This is a genomic window from Lelliottia nimipressuralis, assembly GCF_004115925.1.
Taxonomy (GTDB): domain Bacteria; phylum Pseudomonadota; class Gammaproteobacteria; order Enterobacterales; family Enterobacteriaceae; genus Enterobacter; species Enterobacter nimipressuralis.
In genome coordinates this window covers 36,749-48,902 of record NZ_SDDX01000007.1, presented here as the reverse complement: position 1 = coordinate 48,902, position 12,154 = coordinate 36,749, and the positions used below count along the sequence as shown (strand labels likewise).

15 protein-coding genes are annotated in these 12,154 nt (G+C 56.2%); 8 read left to right on the top strand and 7 right to left on the bottom strand.

What is annotated here, in order from left to right:
* Window positions 1-19: 19 nt before the first annotated feature.
* Window positions 20-724, top strand: a complete 705-nt coding sequence (locus ETG88_RS06205) for a fimbrial biogenesis chaperone (protein ID WP_129034956.1) — start codon at window positions 20-22, stop codon at window positions 722-724.
* Between the two features lie 374 nt (window positions 725-1,098).
* Entirely contained in the window at window positions 1,099-1,725 is a 627-nt protein-coding gene (locus ETG88_RS06200; RefSeq protein WP_233446087.1) for a GNAT family N-acetyltransferase, read from the top strand.
* Here the strand turns inward: ETG88_RS06200 and ETG88_RS06195 are convergent.
* Together ETG88_RS06195 and ETG88_RS06190 are read right to left on the bottom strand one after the other, a co-directional pair.
* A complete protein-coding gene (locus ETG88_RS06195; RefSeq protein ID WP_164971769.1) occupies window positions 1,641-2,051 on the bottom strand; it encodes an ASCH domain-containing protein in 411 nt (136 codons plus the stop codon). The genes ETG88_RS06200 and ETG88_RS06195 overlap by 85 nt on opposite strands.
* Before the next feature lie 25 nt (window positions 2,052-2,076).
* The gene (locus ETG88_RS06190; protein ID WP_129034955.1) at window positions 2,077-2,487 is read right to left on the bottom strand and encodes a helix-turn-helix domain-containing protein; all 411 of its coding nucleotides are present in this window, start codon (window positions 2,485-2,487) and stop codon (window positions 2,077-2,079) included.
* A gap of 71 nt (window positions 2,488-2,558) precedes the next feature.
* Here ETG88_RS06190 and ETG88_RS06185 point away from each other — a divergent pair, with 71 nt between their 5' ends.
* Window positions 2,559-3,044: a DUF2938 domain-containing protein gene (locus ETG88_RS06185; protein ID WP_129034954.1), complete on the top strand. Its 486-nt coding sequence runs from the start codon at window positions 2,559-2,561 to the stop codon at window positions 3,042-3,044.
* Between the two features lie 142 nt (window positions 3,045-3,186).
* Window positions 3,187-4,077, top strand: coding sequence for an oxidoreductase (locus ETG88_RS06180; protein WP_129034953.1), 891 nt, complete (start codon window positions 3,187-3,189; stop codon window positions 4,075-4,077).
* A gap of 22 nt (window positions 4,078-4,099) precedes the next feature.
* On the opposite strand, the gene ETG88_RS06175 is transcribed toward ETG88_RS06180, so the two are convergent.
* Window positions 4,100-4,405 carry a cupin domain-containing protein gene (locus ETG88_RS06175; protein WP_123427668.1) on the bottom strand — a complete coding sequence of 102 codons (306 nt, stop codon included), beginning with the start codon at window positions 4,403-4,405 and terminating at the stop codon, window positions 4,100-4,102.
* A gap of 279 nt (window positions 4,406-4,684) precedes the next feature.
* On the opposite strand from ETG88_RS06175, the gene ETG88_RS06170 reads away from it, so the two are divergent.
* From ETG88_RS06170 to ETG88_RS06155, 4 genes are all read left to right on the top strand, one after another.
* Window positions 4,685-5,521: an alpha/beta fold hydrolase gene (locus tag ETG88_RS06170; RefSeq protein ID WP_102103926.1), complete on the top strand. Its 837-nt coding sequence runs from the start codon at window positions 4,685-4,687 to the stop codon at window positions 5,519-5,521.
* Window positions 5,522-5,666: 145 nt separating this feature from the next.
* A complete protein-coding gene (locus ETG88_RS06165) occupies window positions 5,667-7,943 on the top strand; it encodes an FdhF/YdeP family oxidoreductase (RefSeq protein WP_129034952.1) in 2,277 nt (758 codons plus the stop codon).
* Window positions 7,944-7,956: 13 nt separating this feature from the next.
* A complete protein-coding gene (locus ETG88_RS06160; RefSeq protein ID WP_102103928.1) occupies window positions 7,957-8,697 on the top strand; it encodes an AzlC family ABC transporter permease in 741 nt (246 codons plus the stop codon).
* Window positions 8,697-9,017, top strand: a complete 321-nt coding sequence (locus ETG88_RS06155) for an AzlD domain-containing protein (RefSeq protein WP_129034951.1) — start codon at window positions 8,697-8,699, stop codon at window positions 9,015-9,017. The genes ETG88_RS06160 and ETG88_RS06155 overlap by 1 nt, the downstream gene beginning before the upstream one ends.
* Window positions 9,018-9,024: 7 nt before the next feature.
* On the opposite strand, the gene ETG88_RS06150 is transcribed toward ETG88_RS06155, so the two are convergent.
* The 4 genes from ETG88_RS06150 to catC form a co-directional block, all read right to left on the bottom strand.
* Window positions 9,025-9,813 (bottom strand): phosphate/phosphite/phosphonate ABC transporter substrate-binding protein, encoded by a 789-nt coding sequence (locus ETG88_RS06150; RefSeq protein WP_129034975.1) that lies wholly within the window; start codon window positions 9,811-9,813, stop codon window positions 9,025-9,027.
* A complete protein-coding gene (locus ETG88_RS06145) occupies window positions 9,806-10,768 on the bottom strand; it encodes a fatty acid desaturase (protein WP_129034974.1) in 963 nt (320 codons plus the stop codon). The genes ETG88_RS06150 and ETG88_RS06145 overlap by 8 nt, the downstream gene beginning before the upstream one ends.
* Before the next feature lie 120 nt (window positions 10,769-10,888).
* Window positions 10,889-11,815, bottom strand: coding sequence for a catechol 1,2-dioxygenase (gene catA, locus ETG88_RS06140; RefSeq protein ID WP_123427664.1), 927 nt, complete (start codon window positions 11,813-11,815; stop codon window positions 10,889-10,891).
* A gap of 38 nt (window positions 11,816-11,853) precedes the next feature.
* Complete coding sequence (catC, locus tag ETG88_RS06135; RefSeq protein WP_123427662.1) at window positions 11,854-12,144, bottom strand: muconolactone Delta-isomerase; 291 nt, start codon at window positions 12,142-12,144, stop codon at window positions 11,854-11,856.
* Window positions 12,145-12,154: the final 10 nt, after the last annotated feature.

The following is a 12,154-nucleotide window of genomic DNA, read 5'->3' as shown; positions in this document are numbered from 1 at the left end:
ACAACCTAAGAGATACTGTATGCCGCAACGCTTTTTTTATCGCCATATTATCGCCCTCGCACTATTTGTACTGGCGATCGTTCCCGCCCAGGCAAGTATTGTCATCACTGGTACGCGCGTTATCTATCCTGCGGGGGACAAGGAGGTCACCGTTAAGATTGATAACCTGGGTGATAAGCCGGTATTGGTCCAAAGCTGGATTGACCATGGTAATCCTGGCGCCACGCCGGAAACTGCCAAAGCGCCTTTCACCGTTACCCCTCCGGTAAACCGAATCAACGGCGGAAAGGGCCAGATGTTACGCCTGATGTATACGGGTGAACCTCTTCCCGCCAATAAAGAATCCGTATTCTGGCTCAATGTCCTCGAGATCCCATCGGTTGCTAAAGATAAGCAAAATCAGCTTCAGCTGGCGTTTCGCTCACGTATAAAAATATTCTTCCGCCCGAAGGGGCTGGCGGGAGAAGCGAACAAAGCCGGAGAGTCGGTGGTGTGGAAAAAAGTCACAGGGGGGATAGAAGGTTTTAACCCGACACCTTACTTTGTGTCACTGGCTAAAATCACCGAAGACAGCGAGGGTAACAAAAATATTGCGGAAGGCACCATGATCGCCCCGGGCAGCGCGACCTTTATTCCCGTGAAGAAAAACCTCACGACAATTTATCCTGCCTACATAAATGATTATGGCGGAATGACGTCTGTGGCCCAGCATATCAGGCCATGAGATGAGATGTGGAAATTACATGCGGGAAACAGGGGAGTATATTTTCACACACAGGCTGATATTGTTGAATGTGAATGACATTTCACAGCCAGATAAAATTGCGTTAGCAAAGGCGTACTGCAATCATTCTTGCGGTTCAATATTGTTCCCCAACGATTAAGACTCATCAATGTTAATCACGCAGTTGCAGATGTTAGAACCGTTGCCAACGCCCTCTTCTCGCTCATAGCGGTTCAACCCGCTCTTTAACCAGACCGCGTCATACCAGAAGCAAGCCTTGCCAACATCATGATATGCTCCATTCTGGACAGAAGAATTCCCCGTTATTCCCAATGCATTGCGAATCAAAGACCGTAAAAATAAGGTCATCACGCATGGAGAACCTTGTCATGGATTTCACTATCCGTCACGCACACCCTGAAGACTTTGACAGGCTACGCGCTATTGAATTGGCGGCTTTTGAAACCTTGCGTAATGCGGGTGCGGTAACAGACGAGGCGGGCGCATGTAGTCTGGAAGAATTGAGCGATTTCTGGCGTAACGGTCTGCTGCTTACGGCCTGTACGTCTGATTCTGTTCCAGTAGGGTTTGTCGCAGCTAAAGTTGAAGAGACCTGGCTGCACGTTGCTGAAATGGATGTACATCCGGCCTGGCAACGCCACGGTATCGGCAGACGGCTTATGCAGGCTATCCTCAATATTGGTCAGCAGCGTGGTCTGACGGGAGCCACGCTGACAACAGACAAAATGGCCGCTTTTAATGCCCGATTTTACGCCACATTAGGTTTTGAAATTGTAGAAGGTCTCGCACGCCCGCCGCATCTGGTAAGCCGGATTGCTGAAGAACTCGCGACAGGTTTCAACCCGGCGCGGCGTGCAGCGATGTGTATGACTTTCAGCGACGCACACAATCCGCCTCAAATGACCTCAACAACCTCGAACTCCTCTGCGATCAGCTCCATCTCTTCAGAGAAGTCCCCTTCGCGGGCGAAAAAGCGCTGATGTTCTTTCCGCCAGTACTCAAGGCTCAAATCGCCCTCACCCTCTTTTCTGGCAAACTCATCGGTCACATCGCAAAAACGCACCAGGCGCATTGAAATCAATCTGATCACGCACACTGGCGCATTCTGACCATCAAGAACGATGTTATAGCTGCCGATTCGGGGCGCAGTTTCCTCCTGTTGATACGATGAAAAAGAGCCACATGAGGCCGTTTTAATCCCTTTTTTAATCAGGTCAGCAAGCTCGTTCGCCAGCTCCGGGCTGTCACCCATTTGCCAGGCATTTGCTCCCGGATACTTCACCTGCAGTTCATCCAGCGTCGTCATGATTATTTCCCTGTCATTTAGTGAGTTAGCGGCTGCCAGACCGGACGAGCCGAAGCCCTCTTGAGACAATTTTTTGGAACTCTTCGCACTCGGTATGCTCTGGCTGTGTACAGCGTGCGGCATGCTTCAGCCCGCGGCTTAATAGCTGCAATCTGCGAATGGTGTTGTCAATCTTCAGTGATTGCTGATGAAGCTGCTCGCGGTCAATTGCGATCGTCCCTTTCGCACCAAACATCGCTGCAATGTCATCCAGAGAAAATCCTGCTGCCTGTCCCAACGTGATCAGCTGCAGCTTATTAAGCACATTCTCATGATACTGCCTTCTCAGACCGTTGCGACCAACCGGCTTGATCAATCCTCTCTTCTCGTAATAGCGCAGCGCCGAGGGGCTAATGCCCGAAAGGTCGGCGATTTCTCTGATATCCAGTTCTTTCATCGTTGACTTAAACCTGACTTTAACTTGCACACTGTCTGCCAGCTTAGCATTTCATCAGCAAGGAGAAGACTATGGATATGATGTTGGTGTTTAAAACAGTCATAACGGGGATGGGCGCAACAGGGGTGATGGATCTATGGTCCTGCTTTCAGAAACGCACTCTTAAGGTTCCGCCACTGAACTATGCCCTGGTGGGCCGCTGGATTTTGGGTTTGCCGGGCGGGACGTTCTGCCATCACACGATCGTCTCAGCGCCGCCACTACGCGGGGAGCTGTTGACGGGCTGGGTGTTTCACTATCTCACCGGGATACTTTTTGCTGTTGTGCCGCTGACGCTGTACGGAGCAGAATGGTTCACTCACCCCTCCCTCTCGACAGGACTGCTCGCCGGTCTGTTAACGTTATTTGCCCCTTTTCTGATTCTGCAGCCTGCGCTGGGTTTTGGCATTGCTGCGTCACGCACGCCTCGACCGTGGCTGGCGCGGCTGTTCAGTGTGCTCACACATCTGGCTTACGGCGTCGGGCTTTATATCGCGGCCAGCATGATGAGCGTTTAAGGGATGGGCTTATCGTTACGCCTGACCTCCATACGTCAGCCAAAACGTCGTAAGTCGGCATCATTTTTTCCTGTTAGACGCGATGGGCCTGCGGAGTATTATGATAAATCAGGTCTGCTTGCCCCATTCAGGAGGACAAAGAATGTCTGAACATCCCTCAGTAGCGCTTATCGGCCCAGGTGCTATCGGTACCACCATTGCTGCGGCACTGCATGAAGTGGGCCGAACGCCCCTTCTTTGCGGACGCACCCCTCATCCACAGTTAGTATTGCGCCACGATGATGGTGAAATCATCGTACCCGGTCCGGTCATCACCGATCCTTCGCGCGTCAGCCGCCCGGTCGCGCTAGTGTTTGTGGCCGTGAAAACCACCCAGGTCGCTGACAGCGCCGGGTGGCTGGCTGCGCTGTGCGATGAAAACACCGTCGTCTGTGCGTTGCAGAATGGCGTTGAGCAAAAACCGCAGCTCGAACCTTACGTTAACGGTGCCGTGGTCGTCCCGTCGGTGGTCTGGTTCCCGGCTCAGCGCGAGCCGGACGCCTCCGTGTGGCTACGTGCCAAACCGCGCCTGACCCTCCCCGCGATCCCACAGGCAACACGGATCAGCGATGCGCTGAGCGAGACGCGCTGCGCGGTAGAATTGTCAGCGGATTTTGTCTCCATCGCCTGGCGCAAGCTGTTACAGAATGCGGTCGCGGGCCTGATGGTACTGGCGAACCGCCGTGCAGGGATGTTCTCGCGGCAAGATATCATGGAGCTGGCACTGGCGTACCTGCGCGAATGTCTGGCCGTGGCGCGGGCAGAAGGCGCATCGCTCGGCGATAACGTTCCGCACGAGATCGTTGAGGGTTTTCATCGTGCCCCGGCGGATTTAGGCACGTCAATTCTCGCCGACCGTCAGGCCAATCGTCCGCTGGAGTGGGATATTCGCAACGGCGTGATCCAGCGTTATGGCGAAAAGCATGGTATTCCTGTCCCCATCAGCCGCGTTGTGGTTCCGCTGCTGGCGGCGGGAAGTGAGGGGCCGGGTTGACGTTAACGCTCGGGGCGGGCTTTTACTGCCGCCCCACGTCCACTACCACCAGTACCCCAAAACTCCCTTCCGGCACGGAATGCTTCGCCCCCTTTGGCACAAAAAAGAACTCCCCGGCTTTCAGCGTAAAGTGCCGTTCGTCCACCACCAGCGGCAGCTCACCGTCCAGCACCAGCAGCAGTTCGTCGAAATCATCATGCGCCTCGGTTGGAAGTCCCTCCCCGCCCATCTTTAGCACTTTTATATTGGCGTTCCCGACGGTGCCAAGCACGCGCGAACGCCAGACATCCGGCAGGTCTGCCACCACGCTCGCAATTGAGGTTTTCATTGAACACTCTCTGTTTAGTCTGATCGGCGCTACCACCTTTAGCATGCCGCAGGTGAATTACCGTTATAAATTCATCAGGTTAAGGTTGCTGGATTTTAACTAAGCAAAGATAACGGACTAAATTTGAAGAACATTTTCACAAGCGAAGCCATTGAGCCAGCCGCAGAATTCCGGCACGCAGTGACATTCTCAACTAGACTTGGATGTTGTTATTTGCCACCTGTTTGCACATCAACCTGAACTATCCATCTCCTTTCACTCCACCCGAGAGGTTCAATCATGTCATTTGTCACCACCAAAGATAACGTTGAGATCTTCTATAAAGACTGGGGACCAAAAGAGGCGCAGCCTGTCTTCTTCCACCACGGCTGGCCGCTTAGCGCTGACGACTGGGATAACCAGCTGTTGTTCTTTTTGGCGCAAGGCTATCGCGTGCTGGCGTCCGACCGCCGGGGCCACGGGCGTTCAAGCCAGGTCAGCGACGGGCACGATATGGATCACTACGCCGCCGATGTCTCCGCCGTTGTGGAACATCTGGATCTGAAAAATGTGGTGCATATCGGGCACTCGACGGGCGGCGGCCAGGTTGCGCGCTATGTCGCAAAATATGGTCAGCCGCAGGGGCGCGTGGCAAAAGCGGTGTTGATCAGCGCCGTACCGCCGTTAATGGTCAAAACGCCGGAGAACCCAGGCGGCACGCCGATTGAGGTTTTTGACGGGTTCCGCCAGGCGCTGGCCGCCAACCGCGCACAATTTTATCTCGATGTCGCGACAGGCCCGTTCTACGGCTTTAACCGGGAGGGCGCGGAGATCTCACAGGGCACCATCCAGAACTGGTGGCGACAGGGAATGATCGGCAGCGCGAAGGCGCACTACGAAGGTATCAAGGCGTTTTCAGAAACCGACCAGACCGACGATCTGAAGGCTATCACCGTCCCTACCCTGATTTTGCAGGGCGATGACGACCAGGTCGTGCCGTATAAAAATGCGAGCCTGCTTCAGGACGAGCTTCTCAGCAATAGCACCCTCAAGGTCTATCCGGGCCTGCCACATGGGATGCACACCACCCATGCTGACCTGATTAACCAGGATCTTCTGGCGTTTATTCGCAGCTAACCCACCCTCGGTATAGCCGCCCAGGCTATACCGACCCTTTCACCCGCACGCCTTCAATCATCATAAAAATGATGATTATTTGTTGTTATTTCGTTAACTCCGACGGTGTAGAATTGATCCATCGATCGACATAGTCGGAGCTTACATGAATAACAAACGCCGCTCGGTTCCAGGAATCCGGCACTATGATGGTCCCGCCGGGGGATGGGGGGCGCTGAAAGCCACCGCCATCGCCGTTCGCACGCAGATGGACACCCTCGATGCCCCCGCGACCCTGCTTCGCACCAACCAGCCTGACGGATTTGATTGCCCCGGCTGCGCATGGCCCGACAAAGAGCATAAATCCACCTTCCAGTTCTGCGAAAACGGCGCCAAAGCCGTGACCTGGGAAGCCACCAGCAAACGCGTCACCCCGGCATTTTTCGCCGAAAACACAGTGACTTCCCTGCTGGCAAAAAGCGATTTCGAACTTGAAGGCTATGGCCGTCTGACGCACCCGATGGAGTATCACCGGGAGAGCGACACCTTCCGCCCGGTCGAATGGGAACAGGCGTTTGCACGCATTGGCGAAATACTGCGCGAACTCCCGCCGGATGCGGTCGAGTTTTACACCTCCGGACGCGCCTCCAACGAAGCGGCGTTCCTGTTTCAGCTGTTTGCCCGCGAACTGGGCACCAATAATTTTCCTGATTGTTCCAATATGTGCCACGAAGCCACCAGCGTCGGTCTGCCGCGCTCCATTGGGATTGGCAAAGGAACCGTGTCGCTTGACGATTTTGATAACACTGAACTGGTGATTTCAATCGGCCATAACCCCGGCACTAACCACCCGCGAATGATGGGGACGCTGCACGAGCTGGCCCGCCGCAAGGTGCCGATTATCGTGCTCAACCCGATGCGTGAGCGCGCGCTGGAGCGGTTTGCCGATCCGCAAAGCGTGATGGAGATGGCGACCTACAGCTCCACCGATATCGCCTCGACCTATTTCCAGGTGAAAGCGGGCGGTGATGCTGCCGCGCTGAAAGGCATCGCTAAACATCTTCTGGCGTTTGAAAACGCGCTGGATAGCGATTTTATCGCCACACACACCCAGGGCTTCGATGATTTTGCGGCGGATATCCAGGCGACAAGCTGGGCGTCGATTGAGCGCAAATCGGGCCTGTCGCGCCAGGACCTCCACCAGGTCGCAGAGGCCTATGCCAAATCCAACGCCACTATCATCACCTACGGCATGGGCATCACCCAGCACAACAAAGGCACCTCCAACGTGCGTCTGATTGCCGACCTGCTGCTGATGCGCGGCAATATCGGCAAACCCGGCGCGGGGATTTGCCCCCTGCGCGGCCACTCGAACGTTCAAGGAAACCGCACCGTTGGGATTTCGGAAAAACCGACGGCGGCGTTTCTCGGCAAAATTAACGAGGTGTTTGGCTTCACGCCGCCTGCGGCGCACGGCCACGACGCGGTGCAGGCCACCGAAGCAATGATCAACGGCAGCGCCAGGGCGATGATCTGTCTCGGCGGGAATTTTGCCGTCGCCATGCCCGATCACGCGCGCGCCTTCCCGGCGATGCGCAGTCTCGATCTGAGCGTCCACGTCGGCACCAAGCTTAACCGCACACATCTCCTGACGGCGAAACAGACCTGGCTGTTCCCCTGCCTTGGGCGCACGGAGCTGGATATGCAGCAAACGGGCCGCCAGTCCATCACGGTGGAAGATTCGATGTCGATGGTTCATGCCTCGTCCGGCAAGCTCAAACCTGCTTCGCCTGAGCTGCGCTCGGAGCCGTCGATTGTCGCCGGGCTGGCAAAAGCGACGCTGCCTCACACCCGCATCGACTGGACCACCCTGGTGTCGGATTACGATCTGATCCGCGATCTGATCGAAAAAACCATCCCCGGTTTTGACCAGTACAACCAGCGCATTCGTATTCCCGGCGGTTTTCGCATGCCGCTTCCGCCAACCGAACGCGTCTGGCCCACGTCCACGGGCAAAGCGATGTTCTCAGTATTTGAAGGTGTCGATGAGAACCAGCCGGGCGTCGGTGACAACGTGCTGCGGCTGGTAACGCTGCGCAGCCACGACCAGTACAACACCACCATCTACGCGCTCGATGACCGGTATCGCGGCGTGTTTGGCCGCCGCGATATTCTGTTTATGAACGAGGGCGATATGGCGCAGTTGGGTCTGGAGCACGGCGATCGTGTGGACATTTCCACCGCGTTGCAGGGCAGCGTTCAGCAACTGGAAGACATCACCGTGGTCGCTTACAGCATTGCCTCTGGTACGGTCGGTGCTTATTATCCAGAGGCTAACGTACTGGTTCCACTCGATTATCTTGACAAAGACAGCGGAACACCGTCCTATAAATCCGTGCCCGTCCGGGTAACGCTGCGATCAAAAGAGATCCGCGCACTATAAACGAGACCTATTGATGTTGATAAAAACCAAAACGTTGCCAGGGAATGAGGCCAACGCCGAGTTTCGCGCGGGTATTACCGCCTGTCTGCCCACCATTCCGGGCTACTGGAGCATCGGTTTTGCTGCGGGAGCCATCGGCACGCTCTCCGGCTTTACCACCCTGCAAACCGCCCTGCTGGCGAGCGCGCTCTACGCGGGTTCCGCCCAGTTCCTCTTTTATTCCTTGTGGGCCACGGGCGCGGAAATCGCCTCGGTGGTGCTGAGTGTGTTCCTGGTGAATCTGCGCTATCTGCTGATGAGTTCTGCCATGAGCGTGTTCTTTCGCGACTACACCACCCTGCAAAAAGTGGTCAGCGGCCTGCTGCTGACGGACGAAACCTTTGGCGTCGCGGTTCAACAGGGCAGCCATCAGAGCAAAGTGCCGTTTGCGTGGATGCTGGGGCTGAACATGGCCGCGTGGCTGAACTGGATCCTCGCCTGCGTGGTAGGTGCCTGGCTCGCCTCCGCCCTGCCGCCGTCCCTGATGGAAGGGCTAAGTTTCAGCCTGGTGTCGATGTTTATCGGGCTGGTGCTGATGATCTGGTTTGCCAGCCGCCGTAAAGCGCTGGAATCCTTCAGCATCGCGGCGGCGGTGGTGATCACGCTGCTGACCGCCAGCCACACGGACATGAGTGTGGTGGTCATCGTCGCCGCATCGGTCTCTGCGACGCTTGCAACCCTCGGGCTGCGCCTCTTCTATAAAGGTGGTCACTAATGGAGCGCAATATTTTACTGGCGATCCTCGCCTGCGCGGTCGTGACGGCCCTGATGCGCACCGTGCCGATTCTGCTGCTCTCACGCTTTCGTCTGGCGCCGATCCTGCAACAGTGGCTGAGCTTTATCCCCTCGGCGATCATGGCCGCGATCATCACCGCCGAGCTGCTAGGCAAACCGGCGCTGACCTCGTCGGGGATCAGCATTTCTTTGCTGGCGGCAGCCGTTGCCGCGGTCGCGGGGATTTTCACCCGCAGCCTGTTCGCCACGGTCATCGCCGGGATGGTGGCGTTTTCCGGGCTGAGTTATCTGTTAGCCTGATTCCCTCTCAGAGCTGCGTCACCCCTGATTTCTCCGCCGCGTCGCGCCAGTCCAGCAACAGTGAATAGGGCTGGCGCGATACCTCACTGAATCCGCCGATCAGTACCGCCTCGCACACCTCGCGATAGTCGGGCGCCGTCACCAGGGTTTTCAGCGCATCGCGCAGAAGGGAAAGCGTTTCTGCTGACGTGCTGCCCGCAGTAATCAGCGGCAGCCCCGGCGCAGCTGGCGTTTCACCCACCACCCTGAGTCCTTCCAGTAATTCGGGTTCATGACGCTGCAACAGCGCCCAGGTCACGCAGTCGATGGCGGCGATATCTGCCCGCCCTTCTGCCAGGGTAATCAGCGATTGCCGGTGACTGCCGCTCAGAATCGTTGCAGAGAAAAACCGTCCGTCGACCGCTAACGGCGCGATCAGGTTGCGCAGGGCGTTATAGCCCGACTGAGAGTCAACCGAATTGCACACCGCGCGCAGGCCGCGAAAATCGACCAGCCTTTTGTCTCTGTTTGTGTCGTGTGCAACAAGAAAACTGCGGTAGAAAATTCCGTCGCAGCCGGGCGCGGTGTAGTGAAAACAGCCCACCGTCTGCACCTCAGGGAGCTGGGTCATCAGTGGAAATCCGCAGGTCTGGCTGAGCAGCAGTTCGGGGCTACGCCAGTGTGCGAGCAACGCCTCTCCGGCCCCGTCGCGGACAGACAGACCGCGCGCCTGCAAAAGTCCCTCCACCGCCTGCCACAGCCGCGCATTGTCTCTGGGGTTCACGGCATACATCGGAAACGCGAGAGTGTTAGTCATCATTTTTCACGCCAGGATGGACGGTAACATCGACAGCTTTCGCCCAGAACCAGCGCAGCCATTCCCCGTAGCCGCGCACCACAAAATGCAGGTTGCGCTGCTGATACTGCGCTTTATCACGCAGATAGATCGCCCGCAGGCCGTACCAGGGCACGCCGGGCAGATCGTGATGCACTGCATGATAGTTCAGATTGAGAAACAGCACCCGCCACACCAGTGCCGCTTCATTGATAACAGACCTTGCCAGCGGGTCGTCCGCCGCCTGATGTTCCAGGAACGAACGCACTTTGGTCAGCGCCAGAGCAGGATAACTCACGCCGATCACAAACCAGAGCGCAGAGAAGCCGAGCTGTTCCATCACGATAAACAGGGGCACCAGCAGCGCGCCATGGACAAGCCACATCGCCATATTCCTGAGTTCCAGATGGCGAAAGGCGCGACAGGCGCTGGCGAGCGTCTGGGCAATATCCAGAAGCGGGGCTAACAGCAGGCGACCGGGAAACGTATTGCGCGCGTGAATCAGTTTGCGGCGCCACGGGGAGAATTTCGCCCAGCTTTCGTCGGTGAAATAGTAGGATTCAGGATCGTCCACCGGCACGGTCAGATGATCATGATTATGGTGGGCCAGATGCGAATCGCGGTACAGCCCATACGGGTACCACACGGCCAGCGGCAGCGTGCCAAGCAGTTGATTAAACCACGCGCAGCGCGTCGGGTGACCGTGGATCAGCTCATGCTGCAGGGACATATACCAGGCGGTAAACCAGATCAGCAGCAGCGTAGCAGGAAGGCGCCCCAGCGTTTGCCAGTAAAACAGCGTGGCAAACCAGCCGCCGTAAACTACAACTACCAAACTCCAGGTGGGAAATTCGCTGCGCCAGAGCCAGCTCCGGGAGAGGTGGCGAATCGTCTCGCGTTGTTGAGGATGTAAATATAAAGGCGACCGTTTAGCCATCTGTTTCGATGCCATTTCCGTAATAGGACGTTATCCCACGAAGATGTGAGATAACGTCGGAAATAACAAAGAATTTAAATGGCTATGCTTTGCCAGAAATAGATAACAATGCGCCGTGTATTATTCTTTCACGCGGGCGCGTTTACCGCGTTCTTCTTGCTGGCTGTCGTCACTTGCCACCAGCGCGAAATTAAAGCTCACTTCCGTATGGGGGCCGTTAATATCACGCGCTTGCGACAGTTTGCTGTCGGTAATTTTAACCGGGTCGGCAATCAGCTCTTCGCGGGTGGCGAAGGCAAAATCGTCCCACAAATATTGATCGCCATTGAGGTTAATCTGGGTCGTCAGATGTTTAAAGCCGGGTGCAGAGACAAAGAAATGGATGTGAGCCGGACGATTACCGTGACGCCCCAGTCCGTTCAGCAGTTTTTGCGTTGGGCCATCCGGCGGGCAACCGTAGCCGCAAGGGACGATACTGCGCACCGCATAGCGGCCATCCGGTCCGGTCTGCACGCGGCGGCGCAGGTTGTATTCGCTCTGGGAAGCATCAAAGAATGAGTAGCCGCCGAGGGTGTTGGCGTGCCAGATATCGACGATGGCATCGGCCACCGGTTTCCCCTCCAGATCGGTGATGGTGCCGTGCAGCCACAGGGTTTCCGCGTCCTCACTGCCGTCATCCATGCGGGCATAGCCCTCGCTGAGCGGCGCGTTCGCCACATACAGCGGCCCTTCGATGGTGCGCGGGGTGCCAACGTCATTCCCCGCCGCCGCCTCTTTTTCGTCGGCGCGCATATCGAGGTAGTGCTCCAGCCCTAACCCTGCCGCCAGCAGCGCCGCCTCTTTCCGCTCGCCCAGCTCATTTAAATAGTTCACCGCCAGCCAGAATTCTTCGTCGGTAATATCAAACTTTTTAATGGTCAGACACAGATCGCCGAGCAGCTGATGCATAATCGCTTTAAAACGCGGGTTGCCCTGCGTGGCATTTAATCCGCTGCTGATCGCGAGTAACGTTTCCAGTTCTGTTTGTTTTGCCGGATTCACTGACATTGCGTATTCCTCTTGTAGGGTAAGGTTTTTATTCGCTGTTACGACTTTTCAAAATAAATAGACGACGGATGAGCGCACAACGCCTGCACGGTAATCTCCATATAAGGAAAAAGCGGCAGGCCGGTTAATATGTCGTGCAGCTCCTGATTATCTTTCACCTCAAACAGACTGACGTTGGCGTATTGCCCGACCACCCGCCAGATATGCAGCCATTTGCCTTCGCGCTGTAATTGCTGCGAATAGGCTTTTTCTTGCGCCTTTATTTCCTCCACCTGTGCGACAGGCAGCGAGGAGGGAATATTCACCGTCATTTCCACTTTAAATAGCATGAGAGGCTCC